Origin of the sequence: Pyruvatibacter mobilis (assembly GCF_012848855.1) — a bacterium.
In the GTDB taxonomy this organism is placed as follows: Bacteria; Pseudomonadota; Alphaproteobacteria; order CGMCC-115125; family CGMCC-115125; genus Pyruvatibacter; species Pyruvatibacter mobilis.
In genome coordinates this window covers 143,109-163,243 of record NZ_CP051630.1, presented here as the reverse complement: position 1 = coordinate 163,243, position 20,135 = coordinate 143,109, and the positions used below count along the sequence as shown (strand labels likewise).

18 protein-coding genes, 1 tRNA gene and 1 pseudogene are annotated in these 20,135 nt (G+C 62.3%); 13 read left to right on the top strand and 7 right to left on the bottom strand.

Translation table 11 applies throughout. The features are described 5' to 3' along the window. Nucleotides 1-71: 71 nt before the first annotated feature. Complete coding sequence (locus tag HG718_RS00860; protein ID WP_027839398.1) at nt 72-635, top strand: CarD family transcriptional regulator; 564 nt, start codon at nt 72-74, stop codon at nt 633-635. Between the two features lie 318 nt (nt 636-953). Further along, the gene (locus tag HG718_RS00855; RefSeq protein ID WP_160586648.1) at nt 954-1,850 is read left to right on the top strand and encodes an RNA polymerase factor sigma-32; all 897 of its coding nucleotides are present in this window, start codon (nt 954-956) and stop codon (nt 1,848-1,850) included. 20 nt (nt 1,851-1,870) lie between these two features. On the opposite strand, the gene HG718_RS00850 is transcribed toward HG718_RS00855, so the two are convergent. Next, nucleotides 1,871-3,331 carry a M48 family metalloprotease gene (locus HG718_RS00850; RefSeq protein WP_160586647.1) on the bottom strand — a complete coding sequence of 487 codons (1,461 nt, stop codon included), beginning with the start codon at nt 3,329-3,331 and terminating at the stop codon, nt 1,871-1,873. Next, nucleotides 3,328-4,164: a thermonuclease family protein gene (locus tag HG718_RS00845; RefSeq protein WP_160586646.1), complete on the bottom strand. Its 837-nt coding sequence runs from the start codon at nt 4,162-4,164 to the stop codon at nt 3,328-3,330. The genes HG718_RS00850 and HG718_RS00845 overlap by 4 nt, the downstream gene beginning before the upstream one ends. A 144-nt stretch (nt 4,165-4,308) precedes the next feature. On the opposite strand from HG718_RS00845, the gene HG718_RS00840 reads away from it, so the two are divergent. From HG718_RS00840 to HG718_RS00830, 3 genes are all read left to right on the top strand, one after another. Then, nucleotides 4,309-4,833: an acyloxyacyl hydrolase gene (locus HG718_RS00840; RefSeq protein WP_160586645.1), complete on the top strand. Its 525-nt coding sequence runs from the start codon at nt 4,309-4,311 to the stop codon at nt 4,831-4,833. Between the two features lie 202 nt (nt 4,834-5,035). After that, nucleotides 5,036-6,631 (top strand): alpha/beta hydrolase, encoded by a 1,596-nt coding sequence (locus HG718_RS00835; protein ID WP_160586644.1) that lies wholly within the window; start codon nt 5,036-5,038, stop codon nt 6,629-6,631. A gap of 97 nt (nt 6,632-6,728) precedes the next feature. Next, nucleotides 6,729-6,805: transfer RNA gene (locus tag HG718_RS00830), tRNA-Arg, on the top strand. Nucleotides 6,806-6,812: 7 nt separating this feature from the next. On the opposite strand, the gene HG718_RS00825 is transcribed toward HG718_RS00830, so the two are convergent. Further along, complete coding sequence (locus tag HG718_RS00825) at nt 6,813-7,694, bottom strand: DUF3298 and DUF4163 domain-containing protein (protein WP_160586643.1); 882 nt, start codon at nt 7,692-7,694, stop codon at nt 6,813-6,815. Nucleotides 7,695-7,782: 88 nt separating this feature from the next. Here HG718_RS00825 and HG718_RS00820 point away from each other — a divergent pair, with 88 nt between their 5' ends. Together HG718_RS00820 and HG718_RS00815 are read left to right on the top strand one after the other, a co-directional pair. Beyond that, a complete protein-coding gene (locus HG718_RS00820) occupies nt 7,783-8,391 on the top strand; it encodes a hypothetical protein (RefSeq protein WP_160586642.1) in 609 nt (202 codons plus the stop codon). A 59-nt stretch (nt 8,392-8,450) separates the two neighbouring features. Next, entirely contained in the window at nt 8,451-9,164 is a 714-nt protein-coding gene (locus tag HG718_RS00815) for an N-acyl homoserine lactonase family protein (protein ID WP_160586641.1), read from the top strand. Nucleotides 9,165-9,178: 14 nt separating this feature from the next. Here HG718_RS00815 and HG718_RS00810 read toward each other — a convergent pair whose 3' ends face one another. Together HG718_RS00810 and HG718_RS00805 are read right to left on the bottom strand one after the other, a co-directional pair. Next, on the bottom strand, nt 9,179-10,438 hold the full coding sequence (locus HG718_RS00810; protein ID WP_160586640.1) for an MFS transporter: 1,260 nt from the start codon (nt 10,436-10,438) through the stop codon (nt 9,179-9,181). A 4-nt stretch (nt 10,439-10,442) separates the two neighbouring features. Beyond that, nucleotides 10,443-11,366 (bottom strand): annotated as a pseudogene (locus HG718_RS00805) (bile acid:sodium symporter family protein); the annotation flags it as partial. A 438-nt stretch (nt 11,367-11,804) separates the two neighbouring features. On the opposite strand from HG718_RS00805, the gene HG718_RS00800 reads away from it, so the two are divergent. The 5 genes from HG718_RS00800 (at nt 11,805) to HG718_RS00780 (ending at nt 17,265) form a co-directional block, all read left to right on the top strand. Beyond that, nucleotides 11,805-13,031 (top strand): tetratricopeptide repeat protein, encoded by a 1,227-nt coding sequence (locus HG718_RS00800; protein WP_160586639.1) that lies wholly within the window; start codon nt 11,805-11,807, stop codon nt 13,029-13,031. 148 nt (nt 13,032-13,179) lie between these two features. Further along, nucleotides 13,180-13,518 carry a PilZ domain-containing protein gene (locus tag HG718_RS00795; protein WP_160586638.1) on the top strand — a complete coding sequence of 113 codons (339 nt, stop codon included), beginning with the start codon at nt 13,180-13,182 and terminating at the stop codon, nt 13,516-13,518. A gap of 44 nt (nt 13,519-13,562) precedes the next feature. Then, complete coding sequence (locus tag HG718_RS00790; protein ID WP_160586637.1) at nt 13,563-14,375, top strand: enoyl-CoA hydratase/isomerase family protein; 813 nt, start codon at nt 13,563-13,565, stop codon at nt 14,373-14,375. 146 nt (nt 14,376-14,521) lie between these two features. Then, complete coding sequence (locus HG718_RS00785; RefSeq protein WP_160586636.1) at nt 14,522-16,372, top strand: acyl-CoA dehydrogenase C-terminal domain-containing protein; 1,851 nt, start codon at nt 14,522-14,524, stop codon at nt 16,370-16,372. Between the two features lie 125 nt (nt 16,373-16,497). After that, complete coding sequence (locus tag HG718_RS00780) at nt 16,498-17,265, top strand: SDR family oxidoreductase (protein ID WP_160586635.1); 768 nt, start codon at nt 16,498-16,500, stop codon at nt 17,263-17,265. Between the two features lie 84 nt (nt 17,266-17,349). On the opposite strand, the gene HG718_RS00775 is transcribed toward HG718_RS00780, so the two are convergent. Then, a complete protein-coding gene (locus HG718_RS00775; RefSeq protein WP_160586634.1) occupies nt 17,350-18,255 on the bottom strand; it encodes an alpha/beta fold hydrolase in 906 nt (301 codons plus the stop codon). Nucleotides 18,256-18,284: 29 nt separating this feature from the next. After that, nucleotides 18,285-19,193: an alpha/beta fold hydrolase gene (locus tag HG718_RS00770; protein ID WP_160586633.1), complete on the bottom strand. Its 909-nt coding sequence runs from the start codon at nt 19,191-19,193 to the stop codon at nt 18,285-18,287. 232 nt (nt 19,194-19,425) lie between these two features. Here HG718_RS00770 and HG718_RS00765 point away from each other — a divergent pair, with 232 nt between their 5' ends. Then, nucleotides 19,426-20,082: a 2-hydroxychromene-2-carboxylate isomerase gene (locus HG718_RS00765; protein ID WP_160586632.1), complete on the top strand. Its 657-nt coding sequence runs from the start codon at nt 19,426-19,428 to the stop codon at nt 20,080-20,082. The last annotated feature ends 53 nt before the right edge of the window (nt 20,083-20,135 follow it).

Below are 20,135 nucleotides of genomic sequence, written 5' to 3'. Positions count from 1 at the left end.
ATTGACCCCGCGACGGGGCCCGCCGGCATTACAATGCCGGTACGGCGCCGCCGCGCAGTGTGGAACGAAGCATGGCCGCTAAGAAGAAGACTGCATCCAAGAAATCGGAATTCAAGGCGAATGATTTCATCGTCTACCCCGCCCATGGCGTTGGCAAGATCACCGGCATTGAGAAGCAGGAAGTGGCCGGTCACGCGCTGGAGCTGTTCGTGATCAGCTTCGAGAAGGAAAAGATGACCCTTCGCGTGCCCATCACCAAGGTGGAATCTGTCGGCATGCGCCGCCTTGCCGCCGACGATGTGGTGGCGCAGGCGCTCAAGACCCTCAAGGGACGCGCGCGCGTGAAGCGCACCATGTGGAGCCGCCGTGCGCAGGAATACGAAGCCAAGATCAATTCCGGCGACCTGATTGCCATTGCTGAAGTGGTGCGCGACCTGTATCGCTCCGACAAGCAGCCGGAACAGTCCTATTCGGAGCGTCAGCTCTATGAACAGGCACTGGAACGCATGGCCCGTGAAGTCGCCGCCGTCGAAAAATCCACCGACGACGAAGCGATCACCAAGATCGAAGGCGTCCTTGCCAAGGCACCGAGCCGCAACAAGGCGGAGAAGGAAGACGAGGAGAAGGCTGCGTAACAGCGCCCTCCCCGTCCCAAGGAAAGACCCCGGCCTCCTCTGGAGCGCCGGGGTTTTTCTTGCCCGAACGACAAGGCTCACCAAGACACCCGGGCCTGATCCTGCAATCCGCTCGCACCTGCATTTTTCGTCTGAGTTCCTATGCAAATCCGCAACTCATTTGGCTGATTTGCGCCAAAGCAAGATTGATCCGCAACACGCCCCATCTCCGTATATGCCGCAGAGACAGTGCTATGGCCGGTGCCGGATGCCGTCCCGAAAGGGCACCCCACCTCGCCATGGCCCAAACAGTCAACGAGTGCACAGGGGCATAGACCAATGGCCACATCCGCCGTTTCGTCACAGGGGTCCGACCGCAGGTTCATCCGCACGGCTATGAAAGCGCCGCTGCTGGAGGCTGACCACGAGTTAAATCTCGCGCGGGCCTGGCACGAGCACCAGGACGAAGACGCCCTGCATGAGCTGACATCCGCCTACATGCGCCTTGTCATCGCCATGGCCGCAAAATTCCGCGTCTACGGCCTGCCCATGGGTGACCTCGTGCAGGAAGGCAATGTCGGCCTGATGCAGGCCGCACAGCGCTTCGACCCGGAACGAGGCGTGCGGTTCTCCACCTATGCCTCCTGGTGGATCCGCTCCTCGATTCAGGACTACATCCTGCGCAACTGGTCGATCGTGCGCACCGGCACGACCGCTGCCCAGAAGTCCCTTTTCTTCAACCTCCGCCGCCTGCGCGCCCTTATCAACGACGGCGGTCGCGCCAGCATGACCCCCGAGGGCCGCGACTTCATCGCGGACAAGCTACGCGTTCCGCTACGGGACGTGGAAGCCATGGAATCCCGCCTGTCAGCGTCGGACCGTTCGCTCAACGCAACGGTGCCGGGTGCGGAGGGCGGCGAAGGCGCCTCCATGGAATGGCAGGATATGCTCGCGGATGACCGTCCGGACCCGGAGGATCAGACTCGCGAAGCCCATGACGCCGAAGTGCGCCGCCGCTGGCTGGCGCGCGCGCTTGAGACATTGAATGAGCGTGAGCTCTTCATCATCAAGCGCCGTCGCCTGAGTGAGGACGGTCAAACCCTGGAGGCCCTGGGTGAGCAGCTGGGCATATCGAAGGAGCGCGTGCGCCAGGTCGAGCACCAGGCACTCAACAAGCTGCGCGCAGCCCTGCTGAAAGAAACAGACGACATGGAAAGCATGCTGGAAGACGATTAGTCCCGCTTGGGAACGTAGTTCTACTCCACCACCAGCTTCACTGTCTGGCCCGGCAAAACGCCTTCAGTGCCGCTGAGACCGTTGAGCACGCGGAACCGTTCCTCCGCGGCGGTATCGAAGGCCATTAGCGAAGCCAGGCTTCCAACCGTATCGCCCCTGCGGACTTTACGTGTTTCGACGAGGAATGGTTTGGCGGAGGCCGCCTCACTTGCTGACAACCGGCTGAAGCTCAACACCATCTCCCGGATCGCGGCTTCCATGCGTGCGGTTTCGCGCGGCGGCGTGGCGATGAGAAAGCGATAGACGCCCTCCCCATCCCCGGCGTCATAGGCAACCAGCCGCACATCCTTTCCCTTCACACGCGTCACCCCGGTGGCCGCAGGGATGCCGTTGATGGTGAGGGATTCCACGCCCTTCAATTGCGCGTCCCGTGCCCACACGCGGGTCAGGTAAACAGCCATGGTGGCCGCCCCACGCCGTGCACCGCCATCGAACTTAAGTTGCGCACCAGACGAATGCCGCGCGGACACAGCCTTCGATGAGTTCGTCATCTGAAAGCCCTCCGGCACCTCAAAGGCAAAGCGCAATTCCGGGTGGATGAACCGACGGCCGCGTACGTAACCTTCCTTTGGGTCGTCGCCATAGAGCATGCCGTCGATGGCAGCAAAATGCGCCTCTTCGCCTGTACGCCGCGAGGCGGGCGGAATGCCTGTTCCCTGTGCCTGAGCCCGCGTATCCCGCACTCGCTGACCGGTCGCCGGATGCGAAGCAAGCCAGTCCACCCGGTTGGGGTCATACCGCGCGCCCTGCAATCTGGCGTGAAGCGCGCTCTGATCGCCCAGCGACTGAAGAAATGACGGCGCCGAGTAGGGGTCATAGCCCGCACGCACGAGCATATCGAGCCCCACCTTGTCGGCCTCGTTCTCCTGGTCACGGGAATAATCCGCCAGGTAGCCGGATGCACCGATATTGAAGATCTGGTTCACCAGATCGCTGCCTACTGCAAGACCGAGCACGGCACCAAGGATTGTGGCGCCAATTGCCTGGTTCTGCCGCCCGCGTCCATGCCGCTCCGTGACATGCGCAATTTCGTGGCCGATGACGCTCGCAAGTTCAGCTTCGGAATTTGCCAGCGAAACGAGGCCCCGGGTGACATAGACATAACCGCCGGGCAGCGCGAACGCATTGACCACCGGACTATTGAGCACCGTGACCCGGAATTCCTCGTTAGGCATGTTGGATGCAGCCGCCATCCGCGCTGTGATCCGCGCCACGTAAGGGCCGACCTGCGGGTGATCATAGACGCCGCCATACTGCGCAACGATCTGCTCATGCGCGTTGGCACCCTGTTGCTTCTCGCGCTGCGACAGCTGCGCCTGGGCCGCCGGCGGCATGAGTCCCAAGACCAGGAGGGCAATCAGCCCTGCCACCATCGGCGCGAACCGTTTGGCTAGTGGCAGGGAGAAGACAGCGGCAATCATTCAAGCACCTCGATCTGCTCGGGATGCGTGACATCAATGCTGGGACCGTTGAAATTCCGCAGCCAGCCGCGCACCCGCACAATGCGGCCTCCATAGGCCACAGGGTCAATACCCGCCTCGCGAAACCGTTTCATGTCACGGGGGGCGATGGTTGCGGTGAAATCATCCCGGTAATTCGTGCCGAAATTGAGGTAGGCCCGCCCACGCACCAGCGTTGCCTCCCGTACCCGCCCCTGAACAAGCTCATAGGACCCCTCCCGGTTCCCCAGTTGCCCTTCATCTTCAGCGGCTAGGATGCGGTAGGCGGCAAGCGCCCACATGCCCTGTCCCGAGTCACGCGCTTCGGCTTCCGCCGCCAGGAGTTCATCAAGACAGGCCCTGTTGTCTGGAAAACTGTAGACACGGGCCAGCCCCAGCCGGAGCATTTCCTGCTGGAACCAAAGATGTCCGCCATCGGGCTGCAGCACATAGGTCTGGGCCAGCCGCCTTCCATGCCGGTCCATATCCGCGCCGCCCGACCAGAGGACCACGCGTTGACCATCAAGCAGCTGCACCGCCGCATCCCGTGCCTCATCTGCCAAAGGCCATTTCTCGAAGCCGCGGCGGCCAAGCGGTAGCTTGGGAGCCTGAAGCCCGACCATCCGCACTTCGCTGCGATCATCGAGCACCACCGTGTCTCCATCGACGACCTCAATCACCTCGAAGATGCGGCCGGCATCAGGAGGGGGAACAGCACAGCTTGTGGAATGGGCCTGCTCACACCCGGCAAGCACAACCAGCACACCCGCCAGAAGCACTGCAAAGCCGAGGCTGCCACTACGCTTGTGGCACATGGGCAACATTTTTGTTCCTTTCCCCAACCAGGCACAGGCCCTGACAAGCTCGTTATTTGCGCTCAGACCACGCTTGCCACTACTATTGCGCCGGGTTTGACATGGATTCCGCCCAATTGAGCGGCGGCACCAGGGGAATATCAAGTGAAACATCTTCTTACCGGGCTGGCCGTCGCGGCTGCCGCAGCATTCTCGTTCGTGGCTGGCGCCACCACTTCCGCGCAGGCCGAAGAACTGGCCGCCTCGCAGCCGGCTCATCTTTATGTCGGCGCGGGCTTCTTCGATGTCGGTGACAGCTCTGAGGAAGCCTCCGCTGTTTTCGATATCGGCTACATCCCTGACTACAACATCATCTGGGAAATCCGTCCGCTGGTCGGCGCCTTCGTCAACACGGACGGCGCGGTCTACGGTCATGTCGGCTTTTCGCGCTCCATCTTCCTCACCGACAATTTCCTGACCCGCCTGCAGGTGGGCTTCGGTGCCTATGGCGAGGGCAATTCCAAGGATCTGGGCCAGGTCTTCGAATTCCGCGAGCAGATCGAGTTCGGCTGGCAGTTCGACGACGGCAGCATGATCTCCGCCTATTTCTGGCACCTGTCCAATGCCGGCATTTCGGAAGACAATCCGGGCGTGAACGCCGCCGGCCTCCACTATTCGATGGCCTTCTAAGACGCCATTACGGCCCAACCCCACCGGGCCAGAAACGCCAAACAAAACCCGCGGGATGTGCCCAGCGCACGCCCCGCGGGTTTTTCTTTGCCTGCGATCTGATCAGAGGGCTATCACTGGTCATCACAATTGATGAGCACACGGATGATTTCTGCCCTAAACTCCGCTGCGGACTTTCGGAAATTCCTAGGAGGAAGGTCTGATGACGCAGGCGGGGGGCCTGGACAATCTGGGAGCGGTCACGTCACCGGCTGAAGGGCTGCCGGTGACCGGTATCTGGATCGCACAGCCCGACACGCGCTCCGATGCGCGCATTGTCCTCTACATCTATGGCGGCACCTTCGCGCTCAATCGCGGCCCCATGCAGGAGATCATCTCCGGTCGGATCGCCACCCACGCCCGTGCCCGCGTGCTGCTGTTCGACTACGCGCTGGCACCTGAGCAGCCGTTTCCCCTCGCGGTGGAAGACGTCGCCGCTACCTATGTGGCACTCCTGGAACAGGGTCACGATCCGGCAAAGATCGTTTTCATGGGCGACACCTCAGGCGCCGGCATTGCCCTTGCAGCCCTTCTCTCCCTGCGGGACCAGGGGCGGCCCATGCCTGCAGGCTTCGTTGCGCTCACACCGCTGGTCGACCTTACGTTTTCCGGCGGGTCCTATGTCAGCAACATTCGCTCAAACGGCTCCACATCGGATGTGGAACTGATCATGACGCTGGCGTTCGACTACCTGCAGGGGGCTGATCCGCGTCATCCGCTGGCGTCACCCGTCCTTGCTGACCTGTCCGGCATGCCGGAAATGGAAATCCATGCCGACGTCAACGACGTTCTCTATGACGACGCGATGATGCTGGCCGAAAAACTGCGCGGGGCCGGCAGTAAGGTAAATCTGTATGAGTGGGATGGGCTGGCGGATACTTGGCAGCGCCTCGCCCCCCTGTCGCAACAAAGCACGGCATGCCTCGCACGCATCGGCCAGTTCATCCGCCGCCAGACCGGAAAACAAGCCCAGGTCGAACGGGCAACCGCGGACAAGCTGATTACGGACTACCAGGGACTGATCAAGGAATTCGTCCAGCCTCACACCCGGGAGCGGGTGGACGAGATCTTCGAATGGTCACGCGCCCACGGCCCGGAATGGGTCTGGCCATTCATCCAGCGCCGACTGAAGCACGGGGCCCTGGTGACGCAGGATCAGGTGGAGCGCGACTGGCTGACCATGCTCTTCACGGAAGCCTCCGACGCCATGCTGCTGATAAGTTCGAGCCGGCACATTCTGATGGCAAACCGCCGCGCCCGCGCCATGGCCGAAGCCACTTCGCCAATCCTGTTCCGGAACGGCCGTCTGGCCGCCAACGGCGAGGAGAATGAAACCGCGCTATCCGGTGCGCTGGACGACCTGTTCAGCCCGAAGCCTACGAACAATCATCGCGCCATCCGCCTCGCCATGCCCGGCAGCGACACGCCGCGCCTCATGCGCGGTGAGCGCCTCAACCGGGAGAGCGAAGGGCGCGGTGTGCCACCTGTCGTGCTGCTACGGATACTGCCTTCCGCCGAAGACATCTCGATTGACGAGAATGCCCTCATCACGTGGCACGGACTGACCGTAAAGGAAGCAGCCCTTGCCGCAGCCTTTGCCGGAGGCACAGCACTCGCCGACTATGCCGAAGCGAATGGCATCGCCATCACCACCGTGCGCACCCAGTTTGCAGCCATCAAGGCCAAGCTCGGCGCGGGCGACCAGGCGGCTGTGGTGCGCATGGTCCTTCAGGCGGCAGCCCAGGCAGCCTTTCCCTGACGGCACGGCGGCAGCAAGGCCCCCTTTCCAGGTGCTCTCATTTAGGGCAGCCCGCAAGGATGATTTGAAAAACAATGCCTGCTAAAAGACCGCCCATGGCCCCGTAGCTCAGCAGGATAGAGCAACGGATTCCTAATCCGTAGGTCACAGGTTCGAATCCTGTCGGGGTCACCATTCCCGTCTAGTCATTGGTCAAGGCGTCACCGCCAAAGAGCTCCGTTGCCTCTACCGTTAGGTGCGCCCGGAACACCTGCTGCGGCACGGTGAAGGAGAATGTGCCCATGGCGTAGGGGCCCAGCTCATACGGCGCGAAGTGAAAAGCGAGGCCACCGGCCTTGCCGGACTCGGTGGAGGGGACGAGCGTGACCACCGATGCCATGTCGGAGGGCGCAGGTTGAGCGAGTGTTTTTTGCGCGTCCACGTGCCAGCCTTGTCCGCTGACCGTCACGGACTCGCCGGTCCGGGCCTCCCATTCACGCTCCCAGGCGTCATAGAGAAAGGTGGACAGGAGCGGCCAGATCTCCGCGTCAGCAGAGGCACCATTCCGGAAGAAAGACGCCACGTCCACTTCACGGCCCATCCTGCCTGCCTGCGGTTTCTCCCAGATGACACTGGAGAAACCGCTATTGCCATGAGCGCCGCCGGTGAAGAGCCAGCGGGTCCCCAGCGCACTCAGATAGGTCTTGGTCTCATGGGTGACGCGCCAGTCCTCATTGCTCATATAGGTTCGGAAAAACTCCGGTGCATCCGCGGCATCCTGCACCGCACTCGCTTCCAATGCCTTGGCGCCCTCGACGCTGCCGGACACAAGACGTGCACCCAGCACGGGTTCTTCAAGCAGTCGCGTATCGATCGAGACAGATGTCTCGGCGGTCTCGGAGCTGGTTTCCCTCAGGAACTGATCCGCCGCCGGAGGTGTTTTCTCAGCAGACGGCGTTTCAGCGTGCGCCACGTGAAGATGCGCACCTGCCGACACAGCCAACACTACGAATACTCCGGCCATTGCCTTACCGGCAATCGGAAGGAAGGAAACTCTGCCCATGATTTCTGCGCCTTTCGCCATTACCTACTCTGCGGTAGCTTGACAGGCCCGGTCCCGCGGCGCGGCTGGCCTGCGCTTCCCCCATCCTATGCCATGAGAGGCAAGACCCGTGATCCCATTTTCGAAGATCCTGGCCGGCATGGCCGCAGGCGCTGTCATGGCCGTGACCGGCACCGCCCTTGCGCAGATCAATAGCCCGTCTGAGCAACCTCCGGCCGTCAAGGATTGCCCCGAGACCGGGCTGTCGGTCACCAGCCGGGTCAGCGGGGATATTCCTCTCGGCGGACCTATCTCTCTGGGCACGCGCCATGAGCTGGACCGCGACATCGACATGGAAGCCAACATCACCGAGCGGCTCGCCGTCCTCGGTTACGAGGTCGATGACAATGCCTTCTGGCAACTGACCTACGAGACGGATTCGTCGCGACCGGATGATGACCCTCGCTTTACCATCCAGTCGCAGGTTCAAGGCGGCAAGGAACCCGAGGCAATCGGCCGTTATCGCTTCGACCGCACGCCGGATGGGTGCGGCCCGCTATCCACCTATTCGGTGACCTTCGAGATACTGGACCCAGGCGCACGGGTGGTGTGGCGCGGCTTTGCAACCAACGTGACGAGTACCAAGTCTCCCGTGGTCGAAAAGGACCGCATGGTGGAGCGGCTGGTGAATGCCCTGCGCAGTGACCTGCGTGAGGTGCATAACCTTTCCGGCCGCTAGGCATACGGGCCGGGCTGATGGGGGTTGCGCTCTACGCATTCACCTGCGGGCACCTGACAATGCCCACGAAATCCTTCCTCGCCGGAGAGGAGGGCACCCTCACTGTGCCGGTGCCCGCCTATCTCATTGTCCACGAGAAAGGATCGGTCTTGTTTGACACGGGGATGAACCCTGCTGCCGCCCACGACCATGGCCGTTACACGGACCAGATACACAAGTCCAACCAGCTGCACGTGACACCTGATGAGTTGCTGGACGCCCGTTTCATGCAGGCGGGGTTTGATTTGTCGCGGGTGACGCATCTGGTGAACTCGCATCTCCATTACGACCATGCCGGCGGCAACAGCCTGGCCCCGGATGTGCCGGTGATTGTGCAATCACGTGAGCTGGACCACGCCCGGCGGGCGGGCTTGCCATTTGGATACGTGGCGGAAGACTTCGAGACCGGCCAGAGTTTCACCACCGTTGATGGAGAGCATGACTTGTTCGGTGACGGCTCGGTCGTCTGCATACCAACATTCGGTCACACGCCCGGCCATCAGTCCCTGAAGGTAAAGACCGGCAATGGGACATTCGTTCTGGCGGGAGACGCCTGTTATCTGCGCCGGACGCTGGACAAGCTGCACCTGCCTCGATTCCGCGCCGATGAGGATGCGATGATTGCCTCGCTGATGGCCTTGCGGGAATTGCAGACGCGCGGTGCCCGGATCATGTACGGCCATGATCCCGAGTTCTGGCAGGATATCCCCCAGGCTCCGGCCCGGCTGGGTTGACCGCACCGCTTCCGCTACCGGTCACCGTGTCTGACCGGCCCCGCCACAGAAAAAATACTGAGCGCCACCAGGGAGCCGCAGGCGATCGCCAGATAGGCTGCGCCATAGCCTCCGGCAAAATCGTAGACAAGCCCCACTAGAGAAGGGCCCGCCGCAACACCGAATGTGCCGCATAGCTGGCTCAGGGCGAAGATGCGGCCATAATCACGCAGGCCGAATGCCTCCCCCAGCAGCAGCGGTTGCAGCATCAGGATGTTGCCGACCGTGATGCCGAACAGAACGGATGCACCCAGCAGCGCAACCGGTCCTTCCGCCTGAGAGAATGCGGCAAGCCCCAAGGCCTGCAACCCCATGAAGGACAGGGTGAAAGTGCGGATGGGCAACCGGGAGAGCGCAAAGCCGCCGATAAGACGCCCCACGATGCTTGATGCGGCAAGCACGGAGACCGCCAGGGCAGCCATCGCGGCGTCTTCCCGCTCACTGACAAGCCGGAACTGATGCGACAGCGCACCGACTTGCGCCATCATCGCAAAGACATAGGCGACGGTAACGCCGATGAAGAAACGTGACCGCACAGCCTCCGCATAGGGCACACCATCAGGCGGTCCCTCTTCTTCGCCGTCCGCAAGCGGGGGGTCGCCATCAATGCGCAAGCCCATGGACTGCGGGCTAGGCCGCAGCACCAGCAGAGCTGCAGGCACCACGCCAATGAAGAGAATGAGCGCCAGCCAGTACCCGGCAGTCGCAAGACCCTGCGTCTGAATGATCCAGGCCGACAGAGGCGAGACGACAATACCGCCGATCGACAAGCCGGTTGAGGCTATGGAGAGCGCCACAGCGCGGCGGCGGGCAAACCAGCGGGCAACCAGCGTGGTGCCCGGCACGAGCGCGCAACCTGAATAGAGCACCCCGAACACTGCATAAAAGAGATAGAGCTGCCAGACCTCGGTGATCGCACCGACGAACAGGAAGACAAGTGCCCCAAGAAGCCCGCTCAGCGCCATGACATAGCGGATGTTGAAGCGCTCGATCAGCCGCCCGAACACCATGCCGCCGAAACCCGACGCGAGGAAATAGAGCGACGTGGCGCCGGAGACTTCCGCCACGTCAAACCGCGTTTCGGTGAATGCGCCAAGCAGAACCGACAGGTTGTAGAACCCGACACCGGACGTCGTCGTCATGGTGACGAAAATGGCCGCCACCACCCACCAGCCGTAATAGGTCTCGCGCAGCTGCGTTGCGAGACGGGCAAGGACGGGCTGGGTCTGGGTCATGGAACTATGTCGCGGTGGGTCCGCGCTCTTTTTTCAACTGGCGTTGCCGGGCCAGGCGGCGCGCCCGGCGATGCGCCAGTGCGGCGGCAAATCCCAACGCACTGGCCGGCGCAATATACACGGCCCCGAACGCAGCCCAATCCGCCCTGTCGAGCACCGTGAGCGCCACCAGCGTGGACAGCCCCACATTGCGGGTGCCGGTCTCGATGGCGACGGTGAAGGCCTGGGCCTGCGGCAGCACGAGGCTGGAAAAGAAATAACCCGCCCCGGCACTCAACAGGAACATCGCCGCGGCAAGCGGCAGTGATGCTTCAATGCCGGTGCTGAACGGCTCCCAATCCTGAACGGCGAGCAGGACAACAATGCCATAGAGCAAAATCTGCGCAGCCTGCTGCACCCGGTCAATATTGCGCTGGACCCAGGCTGGATGCGTGGCACGCGCCCACATCCCGATCGCCACAGGCAGCAATACCACCAGGAACAGCTGCCCCAGGGTCGGCCCAAGCGGCACGGAAACCGGCCCCCCCATATCAGCGGCGACATCAGCGACCGACAGAGCAAAGGACAGGAGCAGCGGTAGCGTTGCAACAGCGGCCAGGCTGGACATGGTGGTCAGCGAGATGGACAGCGCAAGGTCGCCACGCCCCAGCAATGTCAGCACATTGGAAAACCCCCCGCTCGGGCAGGCCGCAACGATGGCGAGCCCCACGGCCGTTGCCGCAGGCAGCGGCACAAGCCACAACACGAGGATCGCAATCGCCGGAAAGGTAATCAGCTGGATGACGCTACCGGCAACAAAGCCCTTCGGCGCCGCTGCCAGGTCGCGAAAATCCTTCCGCGTCAGCTCCATGCCGACCGTCACCATGACCGCGAACAGGGCCGCAGGCAGCACAAGCTCCTGCACAATGTCGAACGAACCGGTCACGGGATGAACCGCTGCCTTTCAAATTGGATCCGGACAGGGAGGGCCCTTGGGGGATCTGGAGACCGGAGACGGGGCCAGACAGGACGCCTCGCCACTTCTTCTGCCTCGCGCGGATGGCGCAATGAGGGCAGGACAACCGGAGGCCGGACATTATCGGCCACCGCCCGGTCAGGGAAGCCCTCGACCAACATTCGCCCCTCGCCAGTGAATGGCAGGTAAATGGGGACGGTGCGGGCCCGGTCAGCCCCTGTCGCCGGTCACTCTTCAACACAACAGAGTCACGGGCTTGTCACTTGCCTGCGACATTGCCCATCCACAAGTCTGTCAGCACAGCCCTGACTGCTTCGCCCCCGTGCATGTCCGTCCACCCGCCGAGAGTATGGCGGTGTCACGGCGCCCTGGCACCGGTGCGGCCGGCAATAGAAGTGAGTTCGAAGGCACATGCTCGAGTGTTCGCGCGGATTGCAGATCGCAACGGATGTTCCGCAGGCGGTGGCTGCAATCGATGGCTTCACCCATGCCCTTATCGCCCATACGGATACAGCGCTTGTAGTTCTGGATGCACCGGAAGCTGATCCTGAATGTGTCGAAGCCAACGCCGCCGCAGCGGCCCTCATGATGTTCGGAGAAACCCGCCATTCAGCCAGCGAGGCACGCCCCTTCATCGACGAAGCCTTCACCCATATCGGCAAGGCCACGCCCCGCGAGGACATGTTCGCCCGCGCCGTCGGTGCCTGGGTGTCCGGCGATATTCCCCTGGCCCTGCGCTACCATGCAGCGATCCTTGAGCAGTGGCCTGCGGATATCCTCAACATCAAGATTGCCCAGCATCACTGCTTCAATCGAGGCGATGCAACCGGCATCCGCTGGTTTGGCGAAACAGGCCACAGGCATGATCCGGACTGCGCCTATCTTGAGGGCATGTACGCATTTGGTCTCGAACAGACAGGTGATCTTGATGGAGCAGAGCGTGCCGCGCGCGCGGCATGTGAGCGCTTGCCACGCAACCCGTGGGCGCACCACGCGCTCGCCCATGTCCTCTTCACCCGCCAGCAACACCTCCAGGCACTCGCTTTCCTACATCGCGAAAGCCATCACTGGGATGATTGCTCAAGCTTCATGTACACCCACAATTGGTGGCACACAGCACTCGCGGCGCTCGGAACAGGCTGCGCGGAGGACGCGCTGGAGCTCTACGACGCCCATGTCTGGACGCGCGACATCAACCAGATCCAGCCGCAGGTAAATGCCGCGAGCCTGCTTGCACGGCTCGAACTGCAAGGCGTGGATGTCGGTACGCGATGGGAGCCTGTCGCGCGCAAGGCCCGGACACACATCCATGACCATGTGAATGGATATCTCGATCTGCATTTCCTGATGGCACTCGCAGGCGCCGGCCAGGACGCGCGGGCGCTTTCCATGCTGGCAAGCCTCGAAGACCATGCTGCCCGCCGCCTCAATGAGGGCGACCTCACCTGGCAATATGTAATCCTGCCGGCCGCAAGAGGCATCCTGGCCCATCGCCACGGTGACATGCAGACCGCGGCCATCAACCTGGAAACCGCCCTCCCCGGCCTGCATCTTGCCGGCGGCAGCCATGCCCAGCGCGCCCTGTTCGCTGACATGTTGACCCATGCGCGCGAGCACGCCCGCACCCAGGCGGCCTGACCCCGACCACTCACAGGCGTCCTGACGCAACGTCAACAAGGACATGGGAAGTCCGCTCGGAATGAGCTGTGACCTGCCCTTGAGGACGGCCACGCAAGGGCGCAAACTCCCGGCAATCAGCCCCTGCGCGATTGGGAGCACCCGCCAGATGCCTTCAACCTTCCATGACCCAACCGGTGAACGCCGCCTGCACCACCGCGCCATTGGTGACGTGCTGCCGCACATCGACCTCGGTTTCGGTCCTGTGGAGATTCTTGATTGGTCACTGGGTGGCGCACGCATCAAGGGCACGGCGCTCACCCTGGGCATCGGCGATTTTGTCACCGGTACAATCACGGTGGATGACGCGTCGGGCCCACTCATCGCCGATATCGTGCGGGTGATGCCGCCCTACTACGACCCTCGTCAGTCTCCTGACGAAATAAGCCTGCGCTGGCTCGAACTGCCACCCGACGTGCTCGACCGCATGATCGCCGCCAGGCGCTGACCCGATTTCAAGAACCAAGCAACAAGACAATTGGAGGACACGCCATGACGGCATACACGACGCTCGACATCCGCAAGGAAGGCGGAGTGGATTGGGTCACACTGAACCGGCCGGAAGCCCTCAACTCACTTGACCCGGTGATGATCGACGAGCTGCTGGATTACTTCGCGTCGCTCTACATGAACAACGAAGTGCGCGTGGTAGTGCTGAAAGGCGCGGGCCGCGCTTTCTGTGCCGGGCTGGATTTGAAGGATACGTCCAACCGGTCCGATACCTCGGCCATCCAGACAGGACCGGCAGCAGGCCTCATTTCCCAGCGGCGCATTTCCGAAATCGTGATGCGCATGCGGAAATGCCAGCAGCCGATCATTTCCTTGGTGCACGGGCCAGCCTGCGGCGGCGGCTTCGCCCTTGCTCTGGCCTCCGACATCCGCATCGCAGGCGAAAGCGCACGCATGAACGCGGCGTTCATCCGCATTGGCCTGTCAGCCTGCGACATCGGTGTATCCTACTTCCTGCCGCGGCTTGTTGGCGTGTCGGTGGCAAGTGAGCTGATGCTCACAGGCCGTTTCATCAAGGCTGACCGGGCGTTGGCAACCGGCCTCGTCTCCGAAGTTGTGCCGGACGACAAGCTGGAAGAGGCCGTCCGCCCCTACCTGGACGAGATGCTGACGACAGCACCCCTGGGCCTGAGGCTGACCAAGGAATGCCTCAACATGGCTGTAGATGCCGGCAGTCTTGAAGCCGCCATCGCCATGGAAGATCGCAACCAGATTCTCTGCGCCCAGACAGATGACTTTGCCGAGGGCGTGAAGGCCTTCGTTGAGAAACGGGCACCCCAGTATCAGGATCGTTAACTGCCTGAACCCGCTGCGGAATTCAGCGCAAAACGCGTAAAACGCTTCCGCATTTTTGCAATGCAAAACGGCTCGACATTGGCGTGCCGCCCGGTACACTGCGCGCCAAATTCTACAGTTTTGTCAGTAAGCAAGGGATGGTTTCAATGCCGACCTACAAAGCGCCTGTCGAAGACTTCATGTTCCTGTTCCACGATCTTCTGAAGATCCAGGACCGTGATGACCTGCCGGGCTTCACCGATCTCACCGAAGACATGACCCGCGCCATCCTCGAAGGCGGCGCCAAGTTCTGCGAAGAGGTGCTTCAGCCCCTCAACCAGTCTGGCGACGAAGAGGGTGCCGTGTTCGAAAACGGCGTCGTGCGCGTGCCGAAGGGCTTCAAGGAAGCATACGACGCCTATTGCGAGAACGGCTGGAACCGGCTGGGTGCCCCGGAAGAACTCGGCGGCGCCAACATGCCGGCGGTTGTCAACTTCGCCTTCGCTGAAATGGGCAACGCCGCCAACCAGGCCTTTGCCATGTATCCGGGCCTCACCAGCGCTGCCTACAGCGCCCTGGCGGCAACCGGCGACGACTGGATGAAAGAGCATGTCGTGCCGAAGATGGTATCCGGCGAATGGTGCGGCACCATGTGCCTGACCGAGCCCCATTGCGGCACGGATCTGAAGCTGATGAAAACCAAGGCCGTCGAACAGGAAGACGGCACCTACAAGCTGAGCGGCACCAAGATCTTCATTTCCGGCGGCGACCACGACATGACGGACAACATCGTCCACATGGTCATTGCCAAGATCCCCGACGAGGATGGCAAGCTCGCCAACGACCTCTCGACCGTGAACTTCTTCATGGTTCCGAAGGTGATGGTCGACAAGGAAACCGGCGAACTCGGCGCCCGCAACGGCGTCTCCGTCGGCTCCATCGAGAAGAAGATGGGGATCAAGGCGCAGGCCACCTGCGTGCTCAACTTCGATGAGGCCACTGCCTACCGCCTCGGCCCGAAGCCGCAGCCGAAGTCAGCCGATGCCGGCGACAAGCCGAAGTCCAAGTCCCAGGGCATGGCCGGCATGTTCGGCATGATGAACGCCGCCCGCATGGGCGTTGGCATCCAGGGTATCGCCATCGGCGATGTGGCCTACCAGAATGGTGCCATCTACGCCAATGAGCGCACCGCCGGCCGCGCGCTCTCCGGTGCCAAGAACCCGGAAGACAGTGCTGATCCCATCATCGTGCACCCGGATGTGCGCCGCATGCTGCTGGCCTCCCGCTCCTTCGTGGAAGGCGCCCGCGCGCTGGCCATGTGGGTGTCGGTGATGTTCACCGAGGCGCGCGCCGCCAAGGACGAGAAGCAGCGCGAATTCGCAGCCGACATGGGCCAGCTGATGACGCCAATCATCAAGGGCTACTTCACCGACAAGGGCTTTGAGGCAGCCAACCAGTCCATGCAGGTGTTCGGTGGCCACGGCTACGTGAAGGACCACGGCATGGAGCAGTTCGTCCGTGATGCCCGCATCAACCAGGTCTATGAAGGCGCCAATGGCGTGCAGGCTCTCGACCTTGTCGGCCGCAAGATGACCGCCAAGGGCGGGCGCGCACCGATGGCGTTCTTCGCCCATGTGCAGGCCTTCATCGATGCCAACAAGGACGACGCCAACCTCAAGCCGCAGCTTGATGCGCTTCAGGCCGGTCTCAAGGACCTGCAGGATGCCGCCATCTGGCTGGCCGAGAACGCCCCGAAGGACTTCGAGAACGCCGGTGCGGCCTCTTATGACGTGATGACCATGTTCGGCATCGTGGCACTGGGCTTCATGTGGGCGCAGATGGCCAAGACGGCGCAGGCCAAGCTGGATGCCGGCGAAGGTGATCCGGAGTTCCTCAAGCGCAAGCTGGTGCTGGCCCGTTACTGGGCCGAGCGCGAGCTGCCCATGACGGCATCGCTCAAGGTCCGCGCCTCGGCCGGGGCCTCCACCCTGATGGAGCTGGATGCTGCCAACTTCTAAGGCATCGCGCTTTTCAAATACGTAGCGTCGGCGGCGGCAAAGGGGACTCCTCTTTGCCGCCGCTTTGCGTTATGGCCTTGGATGAACCGATCAATTCGATCTCACATCGCGAGGACATCAACGCAATGAAGAACCTCTTCGATATCTCCGGCAAGGTTGCCGTCATCACCGGCGGCAGCCGCGGCATTGGCGAGATGATCGCCCAGGGCTTCGTGGAAAACGGCGCCAAGGTCTACATCACCGCCCGTAAGGCCGAAGCGTGCAACGCCACCGCCGACCGCCTGTCGGAACTCGGCACCTGCATTTCCCTGCCCTACGACCTGTCCACCGTCGAAGGGGTGGAAGGCTTCGCGAAGGAAATCGCCGAGCGCGAAGAGAAGCTCGACATCCTGGTCAACAATGCAGGCGCTGCCTGGGGCGAGCCGATTGATGACTACTCTGAGGACGGCTGGGACAAGGTCTTCAACATCAACCTGAAGGGCCCGTTCTTCCTGACCCAGAAGCTGCTGCCGCTGCTGCGCAAGGCCGCTACCTATGAAGAACCGGCCCGCATCATCAACACAGCCTCCATCAACGGCATTGAGCCGCCGATCCTCGAGACCTACGCGTACTCCTCCTCGAAGGCCGGCATGATCATGCTGACCCGCCATCTGGCCGGCCGCCTGGCAGCGGACAACATCCTGGTCAATGCCATCGCGCCGGGGCCTTTCCCCTCCAACATGATGGCCGCAACGCTTGCCACCATGGGCGACGCCATCAAAGCCGACAATCCGCGCAAGCGCATCGGCGAGCCGGAAGACATTGCAGGCGTTGCCATCTTCCTGGCATCCCGCGCCTCAGCCTACACGACAGGCGCCTGCGTGCCGTGTGACGGCGGCGCAAGCCAGGTCTGACAACCGTAGTCAGTCAGCTTCAGAACAAAAAAAGCCCCCGGGTGCATAAGCGCCCGGGGGCTTTTCATTGGACCCGGCTCCTGCCTATTCGGCAGCTGCAGCCTTGCTGCCTGCCGCCGAGCAATGGGCCGCAATCTCGTCGACCAACTGCGGCACCAGTTGAACCGGAAGGTCATGCCCCCACCCCTCGATCTCGACCAGACGCGCACCCGGAATGTTGGCTGCCGTGTCACGGCCACCCTCGACACGGACCAGCGGATCGCCGACGCCATGAAGAACCAGCACCGGGCAGGAAATCGACTTGATGCGCTCGCGGCGATCGCCATCGGCAATGATGGCAGCGTATTGGCGCGTGGTACCCTCCGGGTAGTACGACCGGTCAAAGGTTTCCTCTGCCCGGCGGCGTGCTTCGTCTTCCGGCGTCGGATAGCCAGGTGAGCCGATGACCTTGCGCACCTTCATCTGGTGAGCCACCACCGTGTCCCGCTCCTCATTCTCGGGCCGGGAAAGAAGCGCCGCCAGCGCTTCATCCGTCGACGGAGGAAGTTCCTGGTTACCGGTGGTCGAGAAGACCGAGGTCATGGAATGGAACCGCTCAGGCCAGCCGGCCGCAGCCAGTTGCACAATCATGCCGCCCATCGACCCGCCGACGATATGCGCCTTGTCGATACCCAGCGCATCCAGCACGCCGACAGCGTCCGCGGCCATATCCGTGAGGGTGTAGGGCACGTCAGGCGTTTCACCCGCCACCATCTTGGCCATCACATCCCCCGCATTGGGCTGGCCAAGCTCCGGAAATTTCTGCGACAGCCCCACGTCGCGATTGTCAAACCGCACCACATGAAAGCCCCGATCAACCAGGCCTTCCATCATTTCCACCGGCCAGCCCGTGAGCTGCGCGCCGAACCCCATCACGAAAATGATCGTCGGATTGGCCTTGTCACCGAAGGTTTCCACCTCGATATCAATCCCGTTTGCCTTGACCTGCATGTTTCGCCTCCCAGCGATTTTTGTCCGGTTTATTCAGCAGCCGCGCGGCCGCTTTCGACTTGGCTCACAAACCCGCCGATCTTGTCGAGATAGACAGGCACCAGCGCCTGGGTGAAATCATGCGCCATGCCGTCGATGATCTCGAGGCGGGCGCCGGGTATCGCATCGGCGGTGTCCTTGCCACCCTCCACCGGCACCAGCGGATCATCCGCACCGTGCAGCACCATGGCGGGCACCGACAGCTTGGCCAGCGCCTCGTTGCGCGCAGGCGCTGAGAGAATGGCCAGCACCTGGCGGCCGAAGCCTTCCGGGCAGATTGAGCGGTCCACATTGCGCGCAGCCAGCGTCGTCAGTTCTTCTTCCGTGGCCGGATATTTCGGGCTGCCAATCACCTTCCACATAGTCACGCCCTGGGCGATCAGGCTCTCGCGGCTTGTATCCGCCGGCGGGGTCAAGAGCGCGCCCATCGCTTCGTCCTTGGCCGCCGGGAGATCCGGATTGCCGGTGGTGGACATGATCGAGGTGAGGCTCTTGGTGATTTCCGGATGCCGGATCGCCACAAGCTGGGCGATCATCCCGCCCATGGACGCGCCGACGATATGCGCCCGGTCGATGCCGAGCGTCTTGAGCAGCGCGGCGGCATCATCGGCCATGTCATCCAGCGAATAAGGCGCCTTGACCGGTTCGCCCGACAGCTGCGCCGTCAGCGCCGCCATGATGTCCGGCGCGCCCGCATCATCCATCTTGGTGGTCAGGCCGATGTCCCGGTTGTCATAGCGGATCACGAAGAAACCCCTGTCCGCCAGACCCTGGCAGAGATCCTCGGGCCACATGATGAGTTGGCAGCCCACCCCCATGATAAGCAGCAGCGCCGGATTGGCCCGGTCGCCAAAGGTTTCATATTCGATGGACAGCCCATTGGCCTCGGCCTGTGGCATGACGCGTCTCCCGTTAGGTAGGCACCTGCCGCGTGTGGGCGGTGCGCTGTGGTTCGTTGATCCGCCGGTTCAGCAGATGTGATCTTTTGTCAGTTGCAAGCCTAGCAACTCGGCCCGAGGGTGGGAAGCAATGCGCAGCGCTGCCCCCCCGATTGCCCGATCAAATGCTTGGGAAAGCTGCCGGAACGCGCTAGCGTGGCCAAAGTTAATGACTGTTTCGAGGAGCCGCCTGATGTCTGACCTCTCCTTCGACCTCTTCTGGTCCTTCCGCTCACCCTATTCCTATCTCGCAACGCCGCGGCTGAGGAAGATCGGCGAGGAGTATGATGTCACCATCAATGTGCGGCAGGTCTATCCGATTGCGGTGCGCATTCCCGGCTTCTTCAAGACCGTGAACCCCATGTGGCCGCCCTATCTGCTGACCGACACCGCCCGGATCGCCGAGTTCGAAAACATCCCTTACGGTTGGCCCAATCCGGACCCGATTGTCATGGACCTGGCTTCCGGCGAAGTGCCGAAGGACCAGCCCTACATCCACCGCCTCACGCGGCTGGGCGTGGCAGCTACACAGGCCGGCAAGGGCATTGAATTCCTCAGCGAGGTTAGCCGGATCATATTCGGCGGCGACACTCCGCAGTGGAACGAAGGCAGCCACCTGGCCGACGCCACAGCCCGCGCAGGCCTCGACCTGGCCGAGCTTGATGCCAAGATCGAAGCGGACCCGGATGCCTATGAAAAGATCATCGAAGAAAATGAGGCCGCACAGAGAGCAGCGGGTCACTGGGGCGTGCCACTTATGGTATTTGAAGGGGAGCCCTTCTTCGGCCAGGACCGGATCGATCTTCTGGTATGGCGGATGAAGCAGAAAGGCCTGGCCGCCAGGAAATAGTCCGGACTGCACCTGACCTGCCGTGCACCACCTCCGGATCGCAAAGGAGCTGA